Genomic DNA, 17,810 nt, shown 5'->3' on the forward strand with positions numbered 1-17,810 from the left:
CCCTGATAAAATGGATTGCCACGCATCCATGCTCGCAATGACACAGACAACTTGGTATGCGAGCTTATTATGCTTTATCTTTTTCTATATTTTTGTTCTGTGATTTTGTTTGGCGATAACTTTTGCCCGTTAATATAACTTCATACGCATTACTCTTTAGTCGATCAATAATAGCTGATGCTAGGTGACAGGCTAGAAATAGCAAGCGTTTGAGACCTCGACATTTATTGCAGGAGAACCAATTTTGATACATACGGATGCATGTTATTTACTAATTGATTCGAGTGGGGGAATATTAAGTGCTAAGGTATATGAGATAGAATGTGAACCATCGAGTTAATAATTTATAAGGTATAATTTTAAATGAAAAAAATTATTTTTGCATGGGGTTTAGGAAGTTTGTTTTTGAGTGTATTCTTTCCAGTTACGGGTTACACAATGAAACGCAATGATGATGATAGAAATAGTTGGTGTAGGGAGCTTTTTGATGGTACATCGAATGGTGGCTCATATGCATTTAAAGATATTAAAGGGAATCAATACCCTGAGTTTGGTAATTATGTTAATAGCTTTCACGAGATTGGTTACACAGGTTTTGTTTTTAATAAAACGACGCGTGAATATCAAAGTATAGTAGATTATTTTGCAAACAATCTATTGAGACATCTTATTTTTAGAGCAACTGGCAGTATTATTGGTAAAACAGTTTTGTTAGATTACGGGCAGTACGGTATAGAAAATATACATCAGCTAAGAAATTATGGGCGAGAAATTTATGGTCGTGGAAATAGCGGTTTTCAATGGCTGCTACAACGGCTTGTGAAAGATAAGGGTGGTGAGGATTTTTTAAATTGGTTTGATAAGATGTTATTGCAAGAGGAGGGAATATGGGATTCGAATATATATATAAAACAAAATATGATTCTTCACGCTAAGTGTACGTCGCTTACAAAAATTATGCAGATCATTAGTCGTAATCCTTCTCTCATCGAACTTGGTGCTGATCATCAAGTAGTAAGAAGTATTGTTGAAAAAGCAGAGAAGTATAAAAAGAATAATAAAAATGATAGTCTTGAGAATAAAAATGATAATCTTGGATCCTTGATTGTAAAAATGAATGTTATTGGAAACAGAGTTTCGTTAGTTTTAGCTGACTGGATTTATGAATATATTGATCATATAATAACTGAAATTCATACATTTTATAAACAAAATAAGAGCAAGTCAGTTACCCTTGAAGATTGTCTAAAGCATTTGGTGGATAATAAAGTGGATAAATTTATTTCAGATAGTGTTATCAAACAACTGAAGGATATATATACTGTAGAAGGAAATTTTTTGTATTCGTTGCGACAAAAAAATGGCTATAATCATTCATTTGATGCAAAGAATGTAAATGGCGACTTTGATATAACCTTTAAGCCTCAGCCTGAATGGTTGTAATGGAAATGTATTTTTATTGTGTCTTAAGCGGGTGTATCTAAATTATAACTTACACTATACACCGCTTTTTGGAGGATATTTAGTTGTTATCTAACAATTGCAATTGTCTCTCAATAATTTCCTCAGTCACTACCTTAACCGTACCTCTTTTGAGATTCTCAGCTGAAACACTTCGCTTTTGATCAATGTACTCTTGTATGAAGTTTTTCACTAAGTCATGAAACGGGCTGTTTGCATCAAGCTGGTTGCGAAGTTGATAGATTTGTGATGCCTGTTTGCTTTTCTCCATTGTCTCTTTAATAAAATCGAAGATATTAGCATGGTTTTCTTGACCTTGTTTTAGGTTTCGATCAATTAAGATCAATAAATTTTGGCGTTTAACTGCATCATTGATCTGCATATCAATTGCGCCAAATAGTTGATTTTTCCAATGATTATTTAAATCAGGATCGTTAATATTATCAAGAAAATTAATCTGTAAATAATGTTTCAGAGTGTCTGCTTTATGCGTGACATCTGCGATAATTTGACGCTCTTGGTTTGCTTGGTTTGCTCGATTTTCTTGTGCTCTTAATGTTAAGGAGTTCAGATATGCGCTGTCATTTAAGGCATGGATGAACTTAATGAGTTCTTGATTAAATAAGCGATCATTTTGGTTAGCCTCTGAGACATCCATTTTGATGCCCATACTTCCCACTCTAGTGGGTGCCAATTTATTAATGATGTGCATCAAAACATAGCGTCTATAGTCTGCAATCTCTGAATCATGATAAAATGCTAGCGTATTAATGCCACCTAAATCGGTAATTGCGTTGTCAACACTATCTCTAAAATTTTTATATATGCTAAGAACCATGTTAGCGACACCATAATAGCTGGATAAGTCAACGGTGTTATTACTGCTGACTTCTGACATGCGTGGCAGTGTGCTCGAGCTGTCTTTATATAAAGATATATAAGCATCAACCAATTTATCGAATAGACGTGTATTATCAAAGCTGTTTAGCTCGCCTAATTTAAGTTTCTCAATCATCTTGTTATAGACTGATTTTGTGATAGGCACATCAGCAGTTGATGTGTGAGATAAAGCATCCTGTAAACACTGCAAAAAAGCAAACTCTAATATTTGATTTAATTTAACGGTATCGTTTGTATAAATTCCTGTTGGCTTTTTAATAAAACCATGGTTACCGCCTTGTAATATGATCTCAATAACCGCATCAGAAACAATATTGACCGGTTGATTATTGTTGCTGAGATTAGCTCTAGAGTGGCTAATATTAGCAGTATTTTGGATATTAGGTATATTAGGGATATTAGGGATATTAGGTATATTAGGGATGTTAGGTATATTAGGGATATTAGGTATATTGGTAGGGATGTTAGGTATATTGGTAGGGGTGTTAGATGTATTGGTAGGGGTGTTAGATGTATTGGTAGGGGTGTTAGATGTATTGGTAGGGGTGTTAGATGTATTGGTAGGGGTGTTAGATGTATTGGTAATATTATTTTGATTCGCGTTAATATTTGGTTGATGATTAATACTTGAGGTAATATAAGAAGCTTCAGTCAAAGATGAGTTATGCGAAGTGACGTCATGATTACTGCTGTCTTTATAATGCTCAATTACGTCTTCCAACACCATGTTATTACTATCATGTGGCTGGATTAAAAAATACTTAGTTGGGTTGCTATTATGCTCATATGTGCCGATGATCAAGTCAGGCGATTGATGCGAAATATCCGTTGTTACAGTCAGCTGATCACTAAAATATATATCACGATGAAAGGTTCTATCTAACCTAAGTGGCGCATTAATTGTGAACTTCAAGGTCTTATAGCGTATTGCATAATGATTCATAAAGGTATCAAGCTCAATTGAAATGTTAGCAATGCTAGCCTCATTAGCAAGATATTGAATCAATTGATGTCTTTGCTGTTTGCTTGCATTGTCATCAAAGTCAACAAAACTTGTAAAGTGTTGTGTCGTAAGGTACGCATCAATAGCGTGATGCAGAGGACTCTGATTTGTTTGACTGGTTTGTTTAAGCGTTGATGCAATGCCTAGATAAAGCGATTTTTCTAATGAGTATTGTTGATCTTCTTGTAACTGATACAAAGGATCTACAACGAGAAAATAATTGGCATCTCCATCGCTGGATTTAATCAGATAATCATAAGGTTTATCAGCTAATGAGATAAACTTAAACGAGCTGACTTCTTCGCCGGCAACGTTGATGCCAATACGGAATTGCTGGTTAGCTCCAGTTGTGTTGGTGTTTTTTATACGCAATTTATTGCCATCTTTGGTGATTGAAACAGCCGTAATATCACCTGTTACATGATATTGCCATGGTGTTGATAAAGCGGCAACGCCAATACGTTGACTAGACTTAACCACAACATCAACTTGATCCTCATACTCAAAAGGAATGATTTTCATGATGTTGCTTAAACTGGTGGAAACCATGTTATATGATTTACGCTCATTTTCTGTGGTAGGTGTAACTCCTTCGCTGCCACCGCCACCACAACCTGACATGCCTAATGTTAATAATAGTATGCTTTTTATAGCGTGCTTCCTTGATTTTTTAGAGGTGTTTTTTGTTGTCATAATTAAGCTCCTGATTATTAAATTTCCGCTTAAGTGGTAGGATTAAGCTTCTTTGTTATTAGAGCAAAAAAATAAACAAAAATTGAATATTGTGACTGCATAATATATGTCATTCAAAGCATGGCTATATCAATAATTTAAAGGCGCTCAAAGCAATTTTTGATGTGAATTCATGTCCAAAATCATGCAATAGATTAAATTAAACTTATTCTTAATTCATTGGCAAACTTGATGTCCATTAACGTTTTGCGCCGAATACCATGGATGTGATTTTTACACTGTTTGAGTGCAACGAGTTTGCAAAAATTCGATCGAATTGGCTGATAGGAAAAGGTGTAGGGTGAGTTTTTTGGCTTTTTGGTGACTTTTTTGCGGGAAAAAGTCACTGTCATCAACCAGGTCAGTGGCGGGCATGATCACTTATTACTTAGGTGACAGTTGTCATCCATGACACAACTGGATTGCCACGCATCCTGCTCGCAATGACACCAGTCAGCACCCGTTGGCTGAGCGTCAGTCGAAGCCACTTGCTAGAAAGTGTGACTTAAGTTGATGAAATAGTACAGGTAGTCGTGCTTGAATGACTTCCCGTTTGATAGTTAACATTATTAGGTAACACAAAAAGCAATTGGAATTTTGCCGTATTAGAGGCGTCATTACTATCATGTCTAATTACTACTTTCTGCTGCATGATATCGTTTGCGGTGTTAGCAGCTCCATTTTGATAAATATAGCTTTGATAGTTTTGTTTGCGACCACTTTGAGTATCTATTTTTGCAGCTGTGCACTGAATCTTATATTGCGGGTTATGGATGTTTGAGCTTAAGATAAACTCGCCAGACAAACCAGCATATTCAATGTTATTGATACCATAAGCGCTTCCACTAGATTCGCGCGAAAGAGTGATATTGGTATCTGGCGTTGTCAGACTGATTTGCTCGTCAACAGTAAGGTGCGCATTAATCTCGACATCTTCAATTTGAGCACCCGAACAGCAGTTACCTGCAAACAATAAAATGGGGAAACCCAAAAGCATTTTTACATAATTTCTAATCATTTGTTGTTACCTTTACCATGTTTTTTTAAAAAGATGCTTCTAATTTCAAATTGATTTTTCCTGCATATTTTCCTGCTTTAGCATCATTTATATCATCTTTATTGGTTTTAAGATCTAAAAAAAATGTGTTATTGATGTTTGTAAAACCTGATTTAGATATATGTTCATTAATCTTGATTTCACTATTCCCATCATTAATATAAATCGGTACTTTATGGTTAATATCTTCATGCTTTAGTTGACAGGTATTGCCATCGGAATATGTGCAAGAGGATAAGGTTAATTTAATATTATTGGCATTTGTTTCTACAGGAATTTCGACCTGTTTGGTGTAATCACCGCTTTGTTGTTTGCTAAGTTTAGCATCAATTGTTTTATTATTGATGTGAATATAGGGGGCTATATTAAGGGTTACCCCAATATTAAATGTATCATTTCCACCATAACTAATGAGCTTATTTAAAGCTAATGGTTTGTTGGTTAGTGTGCATTTTTTGATTCCCGTTTTATTAATTAAACTATGATCCAATTTCAAAGTGGGAGATGCCCTCAATGAATAATTTCCAGAGTTACCTTTAGCTTTTACGGTAGCTGTATTAAAATTGAGGTTAGCTGCAACTTGTTTGTTATTTTCACAATCTAACGTAAGTGAAATAGTATGATTAAGATTGTTCTTAAGCTTATATTTTGCGCTTGTTCTATTAGCTATTTTAACCTCTGGCAGGGGAATAACCAAATTATCTGAATCTATATTAACAGATGACACTTTATTGCTCTTATCTGTTACTGATCGTTCTATTAGATCAAGTGTGACTTCCGTTGTGTAGTCGTTAATATTCGCTACCGCTTCGCCACCACAAAAACAGCTCACTAAAAAAGCACAACATTGCGCGATCACTTTTATTTGCCTTGTCATTTTTCCCCCTTGATTAAACCGTTAGTGTACCAATCCAAGCACCTGATTTAGCGTGCTTGATGGCTGTTTGATTGAGTTGTAGTGGTTGGCTGTGATCGTTGATCAGCGCATAGAGTTTGGGATCTGTTTGACTAACCTTAATCACAAAATAACCCATGTCATCCGTATAAGTTTTGGCAAATTGATCATCACCACTGATAATGCGTGTATGAGGTATCGCGTTGCCTGAGTGATCAACCAACTGAGCGATCACTTCAACCACGGGGAATATCACTTTGTCTATTTGATAAATCGAGCCAGGATAGAGGTTTGCGCGTTCAATATTGTCTTTGAAATATACCGCTCTTGCCTCATCAGCATGCTCATGTACTGCAATTTCGTATTGTTTATAGTGCCGCAAAGGAATAAAGTTTTTACCATTTTTTAAAGGATATTTGGCGCCATTGATTTGTGCCGACATTTGATAACTATCATCAGGCATCTGCATATTGAGCATCACTCCTGATTTGGCAGTTTTATCTTTGTGTAGTTTCATATGATCAGACCCTAAAATAACATTACCTTTGAGATTTCCTGTGGCACTGTAATCGTGATCACTACCGCGTCCAATTGAAGTCGTTGATATGTCGCCTTCCATCCACTCTGAGGTTAAGCCAACACCTGCCATGGCATTATAATAATGGCTATGATAGTCAATATTGGCATTAACATTGCGTAGATATGAGCTATCGACTTTCGGTGAGAAGGTGAAGTTATTAGAAACCTGATTGTTTTGTTGTTGGTAACGCATGCGATTATTCATCGAACTACCATCACCGAAGAAGTAAGAGAAGTTAAGACTAAGCGCGTAACCTTTATCAGTTGTCGTCGTTGAGTTACTAAAGTAGTCGTTGTAACTGGCAGATAAGCTGACATTAAACCCATGACGATTATAAAGCGTGCGATAAAGATTAAGCGAAATGCTGTCAGATTTATCGCGTAAGTTATAACTATAGGTTGTTGAAATCGAGCCAATATAAAGCTTTTGCAAATCGACATAAGTTGACAATCCCGTGCGATTACTTCTTGTTTTAAATGGACTATAAGCATTATCACTTTTGCTATTGGTGTTATACCATAGATTTGTTGTGAAATAACTGCTCCACGGTGTGCTTAACTGTAAACTGACGCCATAATTGGCAGTCGAATCAATGGCTAGATTGGGCGTGAATTGACTGTTAAAAGGTAAATAAATTTCACTGTCAATCTCAGTTAACGCCAAATTATTGGCAACATAGCCGCCACCATTAATCACCGCATTTTTAGTCACGGCAAGCGCGTAGTTACCGCCCAAGTAGGGTGCTTTGATACTACTGTCTTGATCTTTACTAACCACACCAAGCCATGCACGATAGGCTTTGTTATCACCATGCAACTTGCTTATGGTAGATGGTTTATTAACAATTGCCGTTTGTTTTTGAATGACACTGCTGCCTTGGGTAATCTCAATATCAATCGGATAAATGCCAGAAGGGAAACTCTCGGTTTGTAGATAATGATTGCCCGCGGTGAAGTTTTGCACCGAAATCAACCGCCCATCTTTATAGACATTCACCGTTGAGTTGGCATCTAAAAAGAGCGGGATAGGCACAAGGGCAGGTTTATTATTAACAATTGCCAAGTTGTCTGAGCTGCCAAGCTCGGTGAGTATACCTTTGCCATTAAAGCCATAACTTAAACGGTAACCTGTCTGACCATCATAAAAATTGACATTGTTAAAATAACCCGCGCGCAGGTATAAATTACGCTGGTCATTTTGCCAATAGACATTATTGACGCGCGTTTTTTTTTGTGAACCACTTTGCTGAAAATAAAGACTGCTGTTTAAATGATTGCGCCCTAAACCTGTGACATTATTAAGCTCAAGGTAGTAATCGGTATTGCGATCATCACTATAGTTAAAGTTCAACTGGTAGCCGAATAACGAGCTTAGCGTGTTGCTTGAAGGGTTACTTAAGTAAACCCCATTTTGTCCGGCACTATACTCAAAGGCATCTTGCGCTAACAGCAGCGACAATGTCATTTGCTCAAAGTTAATATGCGCACTTAAAAACGGCTGATCCGCCTGACACAAGCCTTGAGATTGCATGATATCCGAGCATGAAATCACATGATGTGGGTCAAATCCATCACTAAACAGTTGACGCAAAATAGCAATGGTTTCTGATTTTAAGTGAATCTTTTTATTACCCAATATATCATCGATATCAAAGAAGATGCGCTCATCGCGATAGGCAATGGCAAATTGTCCCAACTTGATGCCACTGATACTCAAGTTGACTTCAAACTGCTCTGAAAGTGCAGCTTTAAATTCATCAGGTATCGTGTGATAGCCGTGACTACCGCTAACGGGTTGAACTTGTTGCTTGGCATTGTTAGCCGCACTTGACTCAAGTGCAAACAATTGCCATAGAGCAAGGGTTAGGAGTTGATAACGTGTTTTCACTTTAATTGTTTACCTTTTGTTTTAGTTGGTTACATGGAGCGAGGTTGCGATATTTGCTTAGCTGAAGTCAGAGGCTATATAATCAATCAGGAATAAGTTGAGTTTTAATTACCCCTCACCCGCGCAGCATAAGCTGCACGACCTCTCCCACAAGGAGAGAGGTGAAAATTTTGCAGGCTATTTATACGCTAGCACTACAGAAGACGCGTACTCCATCTAACTAAACACCGAATTGAATTTGGGAGAATGACCATCAGAGTGGATACCAGACTAATAATTAATGGCACTACCTTAAGCATTAGCTCGCAATGACACCCTCTGACTTGTCATCCTGAGCCAGGATGGCGTGAGGATCCAATGCGAAGCTGCCATGGATGGTTAGTAATCCTCCTAAAGGTAGTGCCATTAGACTAATAATAACATTATCAGTGACAGTGATCTGATGGATTATGCTCCCAATAGACTAAGGTTTATGGAGTCTCGGTAATCTGGATGGTGATATTACCAGTATAAGTTCCAGCAGGTTTGCCTGTTGTATCAACTTGATTTAGCTCGAGATTATGCCTAGCGCCTGCTGCGATGTTTAGTGTCGTAGCACCTGTATTTGTAAGCACTTGACCATTAACAACTAATTCAATCGGTATATTATCCGTATTATTAGCCAGGTGAGTCAAAACTGAAGGGGTGGTTAACTGAATATCGACATCACGTGCAGCTGTGTAATTATTCTGTAGAAAATCAACAACCAGATTGTTCACAGCATCTATTCGATTGTTGGCGGGATTATACGTAAGAGTTATTGGAGCAGGATTTGCAGCTATATTAAATTGACCACCATTTGTACTAAATAACCCTACCTGCGCAATAGTTGTTGTTAATTGTAAATCAAAGTCATGGGCAGTGGCTGAAGTCGGCAACAAAGCAACTCCTGCAATTGAAGCAGCAGTCAATCCAGTTAAGATTTTTTTGGTTAGTTTTTTCATGTATTTTCTCCATTTTTATTAATGTTGATTAATGTTGATTAAATTTAATTTGTTTTTTGATTTAATTTGATGCTAATACCTCCTCATGTAACCTCCTGAGACTGATGTTTTCTTGTTTTTATTGTTTTTCGTGCTTTTTGTATTTTTATTTACTTGCGAGTTCAACACCCCACCTCACAAGCTTAAGCACCCCTCTTGGCAAGGGGTGGCAGTCGCAGACTGACGGGGAGTTTTTAAAAGGTTGATTTTCTCTAAAAACACACAACTACAGTTATTAATTTTATTTATGTTTAAGGAGGGGTGCTTAACCTTGCCCAAAATCACACCTTGATGGTTCGACTAAAGGATTTATGATTATTTTCGATAATATCAAACGTTATCTCTGTGGCGTGTGCCTTATCAATTTCGCGTCGATCATTAGGCATAATGCGTAATTCTTGGCGCTTTTGCCCATTGGTGCAGCCACTAGCCTTGGGATCAGCATCTGCTTTACAGCTTTGCTGCATCTCTACCTTGATCAGATCATTGCCATAGTTTGCAATCACAACCTGATCTTTATGGTCGAATATTTGTGTATTAAATGTTGAGTTTGTCGGTTGAACCACCAATTGACTGACATAGGCAATGTTGATGGTGACACCAGCGGATATTATCTCTTTGACCTCGTCTAGTTGTTTGTCTGACAATCCAAAACCGTCACCTTTTTCAGGTGTCACAGGCGTGATCGCTATCTTATACAGCTCAGCCTTTTGATCACTACGACCTTGTGGCAGGCGAAAGCGCACATAACGGCTTTGTTTCGGCGGAATAATTAGTCTTGTTGGTGTCATGAAAACCGATTGTGACATCTCTTTAGCATTAAGTAGATGTTCGGTTTTGTCTCCTTTAGCATCAATCTCAACGTGGCTTAGCTCGAGTTTGACATATGCCGTTTTGTCATTGCTGTCGTTGTATATGGTTTTAACAAATGACTCTTTTTCGGGGCCCCAAACGTCATACAGTGAATCAACAGCGATTGCCGCATATGAATTAAACGTGATAATTGATAACATTAATGCGATGAGTGTATTGATATATTGCTTGATAGAGGTATTGATGAACATAGTTTTATATTTGCCTTGAGTCTGATTGCTAGGTGTGGACATCATACCTAGCAGAGCCGGCAAGCTTATATGCTTAAAAAATATCAAAATGTATCTGCATGTTACTGCAGCTCTCTTCAATCCACTTTCAGATGTAAAACTAGATGACTGATAGCTTGTAATAACAAAGCTGTATTCCGTTTAATTTTGATACATGTAGAGCATTTATGTCTGGTTAAAAATCTTCGATCATATGCCTACCAATCAGTTACAACGTTGAGAATTAAGGATTCCTAAATGTTTTTGTATAACAGAATTAAAATTATTTGTACTATAATGTCTTGTTTATGGTGGTTGTTGGTGGGCGCTGTTTGTTATGCGGGCAATGAAACGTTAACCAAGGTTATTGGATATGGTAATGCTAGAGCCGATGAATCCTACAAAAAAGCTGTCGAATTAAGAAAAGAGTTTGTAAAGGCTAAATCAACTAATGATTTAGTGGATTCTATGCTCAATTTCTTAGAGCTGTCACTTAAGACTTACGACCCTAAAGCAATTTATAACTTGGCATACTTGTATCGTCACAACGAAGAACTTGTAGAATATGCAAATCTTGTATTTAGAGAAAGTGCTGAGTTGGGTCTGCAGCTTTCTATTGATAACCTTGCGAGATTGCTTGGTGGTAACCACGATACTTACTATACAAAAAAAGAGGGTACATACGAATTCTATGTTATTGAAGAGATAAAACATATTTTTTTCGTTTTAGGAATGACTGAAGCCTATTATCAAAATAATGTAGATCTTCATCGGCACTTTGGTGTGCCTCTATATATCGGTTATGATCTAGTTTCATTGCGTAATTTGCAAGACACGGAATTTTTGAGAGCTATAGAGAATAATAAAAGTAAAGTACGTAGTGAAGCCGTAACTGTTAACTATATTGATTATTTCAAAAAAATATTAGATGAGAAGGATCACGAGATTCATTATTCCGTTGCACCTAATATTGTGCTAGATGCAATGGTAAAAAGATTTCGTATAGAGACGAATAATCTTAGTTTCAATAAAGAATCAGAAATAATCGCTCAATTGGCTGAACATTCCTATAAATCTGGCGAAGCTGCAATAAATGCAGTTATTAGAATATCAAAAACAGTAAATTTTGAGCGTGAGCAAAAACAAAAATTTGCGAGCATATTGATTGATATAAGAGATAAGATGTTACAAATAACACAAACGTCTTCACTTTTTTATCAAGAAGTTGATACAGAAAATTATGAGGAGAGTAGTCTTATTGTAAAACTCAGATTTGAATTGTTGGATTTGTATGGGAAATTTTATTTTTTTGAAAACATCTTTGAACAAAAGCCTCAGCCTTTATATTACAGTAATCTGTATGATTTTGATGAGGAACTTTTAGAAAAAGTTTTACATTTACAAGAATTATTTAATTATCCTACTATAGGGGCACTTTACCAGAAACAGTGGGAAAGAGAAGCTTTCTTTGATGACCATAAAATGACAAAAAAAAGAATATCAGTTGTGCAAGCGGTTCGTTACGATATACAGCGGGCTCTACAAAAAGTGATGATAAATCATAATTCTCTGAAAAGTGAAGTCGACGAAATTTTAAAGAAACTTGATAAAGAATATTGTAAAGAAAATTTTGTCAATATTATAGCTAATCTTAGAATTAATACTTTTTTGGAACAAACAGCAGCTGATGTATATGAAAAGCTCTTAAAGCATTTGAGTTTGGGTATTAGTAAGGCGTCTGAGTTGATTAATCAGATAGCCGAGCATCAAAAAGTAAAAAGAGTTAATCAAGTTACAACCATTGGTTATTCGGATTTCAATTCTACTATAAATGAATTATCACATGGTGATGAACTATACACAGTTGATAAAGATGGTAGTAATCATCACTCAACAGCAGAGAAAATTAAAGAGAGCGAAGTGTCGTCGATTAGCAGTGATATAGTTGACTTAGTTGAAATGAAATATCCAGACACTGAAACAATAAAGAAAGATACTAGAGTATATCCCGTTCATTATGATAGTGAGTTTACTAAGCAGAATAAGCAGAATAAGCAGAATAAGCAGAATGAACAAAAGAAGCAAAAGAAGCAAAAGAAGCAAAAGAAGCAAAAGAAGCAGAATGAACAAAATAATAATAATGAACAAAATAAGCAAAATAAGCATAAAATTAAAATGAAAGAGTTAATGGGATCAAAAAATGTAAATTACATGGAGCTGCTAAAACTGGCTGAAAAAATAGATGGCATTGAGGTAACTAATTGTTCGAAAAGCACAGGTAGTAAAATATATTTTACATACAATGTCCAAGATAAAAAGGAAGTGGGCTTCGTTTCTTTGCATAGACCACATGCCAAGAAAGAAAAGAATGCCTATTTATGTAATGTCAAAGCGGTCAAAAGACACTTAGTAATGATGGGGATTCTATGATTTTTGGTTGTGTAGTCCCACGCGCTCGTAGACAGAGCACTACGGGTGATATCCGTCGCTGAATGAGAGTACCAAAACTAAATTGAGTATTTAATTTTGGGCACTTCTTAGCGTGAAGTGCCAACCGCATAATGAAGTTTTCTAGCGGCTTTGCCGCTCAAGAACCCTAGGTTTACCGAGGGGATCTATGTCATGGGACAGTTATTACTTGTAGTAAGTTTTCAATCAGCGTGATGTACTAACGAATTATGTCATTTTGGCAGTACATGGGGCTACGTTAATTCGCAATCAGTAGATTATAGTAACAAAACCAAAATATTATCCACTTTAAGGTAGAGTATAAAATGAGTAAAAATATAAACAGCGTGAGCAAGTTAGGCTTAAAAACAATGGCAGCGATGATGCTAAGCGCATGCGGCGGAGGTGGCGGTGGTGGTGAATCTACTGAAAGGCCAGAGAGCCATCGACCTGTTGAGCAGAGAGAGCTTACTGATAGCAGTGTGTATACGCCAGTGGTTAATTTGCCTGAACGGGTTCCTGCAATTGATCCTGTGAGACGGATTCCCGAATATACTAGCGTTAGCACACCGATTTATTCAGATATTTCAAGCACTGAAATCCCGCTTAGAGAGCGTCTTGCACATCGTGTTGTTAATATAAATCCACGTAATAATCATTTTATTGAATCAGATAATCCAGATGATAACACGCATGAATATGTTTTTGAGTTACGAAGAGATTCACAAAGCGATAATCTGATTGATTATACTTTCAGTCATGAAATTTCAGGTAGAGGTGCTAATTCATTTAGCGTTATTAGCAGCACAGTCGATGGCCATCGCTATCGCCTTCGTGTTAGATATGCACCTCAGGATAATAGTACCTTCGTTCATGAGCCCACACTTTTTGTTTATGCTATAGACAGTCAACGAACTCATAGATTGTCAGAGGCGGTTCAATTAGGTGGTTATCGTCCGCTTAACCGTTCATTAAGTGTACCTGAGCGTGTTCGTCGTGATGCAATTCAAGGTTATTTTGGCTATGCACTTGCTGCTAACTCACTAAATGACCTAAGGTACAACATTGATCATGGCTTGGTTTTCAGCTCAGCTAATATATCGCAATTTCGTCAAGATGCTTGGATAGACTCAAGACCTCGTATGCATGGGCAGCAATTTGTTTTTCCATTTAACGTACCTTTGGTGCAAACATATAACCCTGTCAACGCGCTGTTTGCTAACCAGCTTGCTATTAAGACGTATACAGAAAATGGGGATGAGCTATTTTTTGTAGTGCAATATAAGCCTGAAGCACACGAAATTTATTATGAAGTGGGGGCTCTTGACCCTAACGATGAGAGTTTCAATACTATCATCAAGCATCATGCGCTATTTTCTGATGGTGTAGCACCGATGAGGGAACTCAATATAACGGGTGATTTATCCGTTGGTGGATCAACATCGCATCCGATATTAATTCGTCCACATGATGGTGCTTGGTCACCAGCTGAAAATAATAGTCACATAAAGGACAAGTTGTTCGCGTCAGAAAGCAGTTATATTGTGAGTAAATTGAGTAATATCAGTAATATCAGTAATGGTCATAAAAAGATAGTCAGTGTCAATGTGCTCCTTAATGCTGCCGATTATAGTGCATTAAGTCGGTGTATTGCATCGAATATGTCAGGTGCGAATTTCCCCTATACCTTAGATGTTAAACGTTTGTTGCAAGATCGCGCTATTCCACAGGTATTTAAAGAGGCTGCAACGGCTTATAACAAGCTATTTTTAACCTATAATATGGCGGCAGATCAGCAAAATATTACAACACCAATGCCTAATTCACCTTTACGCTCGCCAATGACAAATATGCCAACGAATACTCATCCAATACAAAATACAATAACGAATCAGGTCAATCAAAGTAATCGTTTGCCTAATCGGGTGACAACGACGGGTAGTAATAACCTTACGCAAAATACAACAACAAATCAGGTCAATCAAAGTAATCGTTTGCCTAATCGGGTGACAACGACGGGTAGTAATAACCTTACGCAAAATACAACAACAAATCAGGTCAATCAAAGTAGCCGTGTGCCTAATCGAGTGACAACGACGGGTAGCAATAACCCTACGCAAAATACAACAACAAATCAGGTGAATCAAAGTAGTCGTTTGCCTAGTCGGGTGACAACGACGGGTAGCAATAACCCTATGCAAAACACAACAACGAATCAGGTGAATCAAAGTAGCCGTGTGCCTAATCGAGTGACAACGACGGGTAGCAATAACCCTACGCAAAATACAACAACAAATCAGGTGAATCAAAGTAGTCGTTTGCCTAATCGGGTGACAACGACGGGTAGTAATAACCTTACGCAAAATACAACATCAAGCACTGTAAATCAGAATCTTAATTCGCATAACCAAGTGAGAATGACAGGGAATAATAGTCTTATTCAAAACAGGACATCGAGTCATGTCAATCACAGTAGTCATTCACTTAATACGATGTCAACGATAGAAGAAGATACCAATAATGATCAAAATACAGGTGCAAGGGGTGAAGGTCGAAGTGATTCTCTGATTAACAGACCGCAAGAGATAAGCAATAATAATCCTAATAGTTCAACAATGGGCAATGTGAATGAGCAAAGTGATTCGCATAATACGATGCCAGTGGCAGAAAATATTAATAACCCAACGCTTAGAATGCTAGTAAACATGGTAAAGTTTGCAATACATAGTCAAGATAATCAATATTATTATCCTTTTCGAAAAGTTTATGATATTACTGATACATCACCAAGCGTCAATGGATTTAATGAGATTTTTGCTATTGCTTGTGATTTAGTTAATCAAGACAATAAACTTGAACTGCAACCAGTGCAATTACAGAAAATAGAAGCGAGTTTTAATAACGTTGAAGAAAGACAACAATTATTAGCATCTTCTATGAATATGAATTCACCTATAAAGCGATTATCAAATTTATGGCAACAGGCTAAAAAAGTAAAAGAATACAAGACCGACTATAGTTTGTCTACTGAGCTAGCAGTCGCTTATTTAGATCTGTTTGAAAAACGTTTCATGGCGTTAAAAATTTTTGAACCAGAAAGTAACGATGCCCTTTCTCCACAGCTGAAAAAAGGCTTTATAGATCATGTCATTCGGAAAGCTAGCAATGATACATGCGCTCAAATTAATTATGCACAAAAATTACTTGAGGTTTTTGGTCAAGTCAAATTGATAGAGATGTACCCATTTCAGACAGATCAAAACCCTATGCCAGAGAATATACTGATAAGCCTTGTTGAAAACTCTCAAGAATTCAAAAATTTCTTTGCAGTTTATGTGAATGCCACTGATGAACATTTGAAGTCGCAGTTGCTGCAGGATTTATTGCAGCAAAAAAGGAAATCAAGAATTGATAATCTGAAAAAGGTGATAATTGAGGCGAGGATCAAAAGGAAAGAGACAATAGATTCTAATGATGAAACAAGCGATCACCTAAAAATTTGGAAACCGATCCAAGTAAATAATGATGTCAATCAACAGCAGGTAAAATATAATCCTTTCATAAATTCACTTTTAGACTCATTTGATTTTGATTTTATCAAACAGCTTGAACATGAATACAGTCAGCTTGATAATCGTTCTGCAAATAATTTGATAGAAAAATTCTTTGATCCAATGATATTATTAGCTAAGGATATTCAAGACGTTCCATATGACATTTGTGGTTGCCAATATGGACTAACATTGATTGAAGGTAATTGCTTTAATCAAATGCGTAAAAATATTTATTTTCGCCTAAAGCATCTATATCAAAAAATTGAGAAAGATAAGGGAAAAGATCATGCTGAGGGTGTTTTAGCTGATTATATCATTGTTAACAATACCCGTTGCCTAGATGGTAAGCAAGAGCATCTGATCACGCTAGAAAATAAATATGTTTATAAAATAGCTGATTATGATTATAATTCTCTAATGTTAGCCACAGGGGGGCAGATAGAGCAAATTTATTTCAAAGATAGAATGGAGTGGCTCAACAACTTTGAGGAGGACGATTTTTTAGAGCTAGATCCAGATTATTTAAAACAAGAAGATGGGCTTTTTGTTTCGACACTAGAAGATTGGGAGAGGGTACTTATAGAAAGACCGACTTATATACGTAATACATTCTTGAAAAAAGCTTATTTAGCGCTCAGTTTAGCAAAGCCACCTAACGAAATGCATTATGGGGGTATGACACGTAAAGTTGATAATAATCGGATAATTAAAAAATTAAATAAATTCTATGGGGATGGTTATAAAAAAAGACTAGTGAATTTGTTGAAAAAGGATATGGCTCAAAAAGAATCAAGTGCAATAAAAGATAGAAGCCTAGATTTTATTTTATATACGCTAGGTGATGGTGCCATAAAAGATGAGTATTTGAGGGTTCAGAGTTATTTGGCGAATTATTCCCAATATTTGGCGGAAGAGCATTATGTGGATATTTCTACAACAGATGATAAAAATGTTATTGATAATGGATTACCTGATCAATTTGAACTTGACGGAGAAACTATCCAAAAGCCTAGAAACCTTAATTATTTCACATTTCCTAATCAACCTAAGTACGAGTTATTAAAAAATAATGGATGGCGTACGATGATAAATGAACAATTTGCTATTACCGTTTTGCAGGCATTTGGGTACTTGCCATAAGTAAGTAAAATAGCCTAGTTTTAATTTTTTTGAAAAACCAACACAATGG

9 protein-coding genes are annotated in these 17,810 nt (G+C 36.5%); 3 read left to right on the forward strand and 6 right to left on the reverse strand.

The window, feature by feature from the left end; translation table 11 throughout:
* Window positions 1–363: 363 nt before the first annotated feature.
* Window positions 364–1,443: a hypothetical protein gene (locus ACZ5V8_RS04055; protein WP_464218452.1), complete on the forward strand. Its 1,080-nt coding sequence runs from the start codon at window positions 364–366 to the stop codon at window positions 1,441–1,443.
* 79 nt (window positions 1,444–1,522) lie between these two features.
* On the opposite strand, the gene ACZ5V8_RS04060 is transcribed toward ACZ5V8_RS04055, so the two are convergent.
* The 6 genes from ACZ5V8_RS04060 to ACZ5V8_RS04085 form a co-directional block, all read right to left on the reverse strand.
* On the reverse strand, window positions 1,523–4,057 hold the full coding sequence (locus ACZ5V8_RS04060) for a hypothetical protein (protein ID WP_464218453.1): 2,535 nt from the start codon (window positions 4,055–4,057) through the stop codon (window positions 1,523–1,525).
* Between the two features lie 544 nt (window positions 4,058–4,601).
* A complete protein-coding gene (locus tag ACZ5V8_RS04065) occupies window positions 4,602–5,114 on the reverse strand; it encodes a hypothetical protein (RefSeq protein ID WP_464218454.1) in 513 nt (170 codons plus the stop codon).
* Between the two features lie 25 nt (window positions 5,115–5,139).
* Window positions 5,140–6,012: a hypothetical protein gene (locus ACZ5V8_RS04070; protein WP_464218455.1), complete on the reverse strand. Its 873-nt coding sequence runs from the start codon at window positions 6,010–6,012 to the stop codon at window positions 5,140–5,142.
* Window positions 6,013–6,043: 31 nt separating this feature from the next.
* Complete coding sequence (locus ACZ5V8_RS04075) at window positions 6,044–8,515, reverse strand: TcfC E-set like domain-containing protein (protein WP_464218456.1); 2,472 nt, start codon at window positions 8,513–8,515, stop codon at window positions 6,044–6,046.
* Window positions 8,516–8,985: 470 nt separating this feature from the next.
* The gene (locus ACZ5V8_RS04080) at window positions 8,986–9,498 is read right to left on the reverse strand and encodes a CS1 type fimbrial major subunit (RefSeq protein WP_464218457.1); all 513 of its coding nucleotides are present in this window, start codon (window positions 9,496–9,498) and stop codon (window positions 8,986–8,988) included.
* Between the two features lie 320 nt (window positions 9,499–9,818).
* On the reverse strand, window positions 9,819–10,664 hold the full coding sequence (locus tag ACZ5V8_RS04085) for a hypothetical protein (protein WP_464218458.1): 846 nt from the start codon (window positions 10,662–10,664) through the stop codon (window positions 9,819–9,821).
* Window positions 10,665–10,877: 213 nt separating this feature from the next.
* Between ACZ5V8_RS04085 and ACZ5V8_RS04090 the strand changes: the two genes are divergently transcribed.
* Together ACZ5V8_RS04090 and ACZ5V8_RS04095 are read left to right on the forward strand one after the other, a co-directional pair.
* Entirely contained in the window at window positions 10,878–13,049 is a 2,172-nt protein-coding gene (locus ACZ5V8_RS04090) for a hypothetical protein (protein WP_464218459.1), read from the forward strand.
* 344 nt (window positions 13,050–13,393) lie between these two features.
* Complete coding sequence (locus tag ACZ5V8_RS04095) at window positions 13,394–17,761, forward strand: hypothetical protein (protein ID WP_464218460.1); 4,368 nt, start codon at window positions 13,394–13,396, stop codon at window positions 17,759–17,761.
* The last annotated feature ends 49 nt before the right edge of the window (window positions 17,762–17,810 follow it).

The sequence above is a fragment of the Cysteiniphilum sp. GTC20157 genome (assembly GCF_055396795.1).

Bases quoted from the DNA above. Each gene is read 5' to 3' on its own strand.
- ACZ5V8_RS04055 (WP_464218452.1), top strand. From the start codon at position 364: ATGAAAAAAATTATTTTTGCATGGGGTTTAGGAAGTTTGTTTTTGAGT.
- ACZ5V8_RS04060 (WP_464218453.1), bottom strand. From the start codon at position 4,057: ATGACAACAAAAAACACCTCTAAAAAATCAAGGAAGCACGCTATAAAA.
- ACZ5V8_RS04065 (WP_464218454.1), bottom strand. From the start codon at position 5,114: ATGATTAGAAATTATGTAAAAATGCTTTTGGGTTTCCCCATTTTATTG.
- ACZ5V8_RS04080 (WP_464218457.1), bottom strand. From the start codon at position 9,498: ATGAAAAAACTAACCAAAAAAATCTTAACTGGATTGACTGCTGCTTCA.
- ACZ5V8_RS04090 (WP_464218459.1), top strand. From the start codon at position 10,878: ATGTTTTTGTATAACAGAATTAAAATTATTTGTACTATAATGTCTTGT.
- ACZ5V8_RS04095 (WP_464218460.1), top strand. From the start codon at position 13,394: ATGAGTAAAAATATAAACAGCGTGAGCAAGTTAGGCTTAAAAACAATG.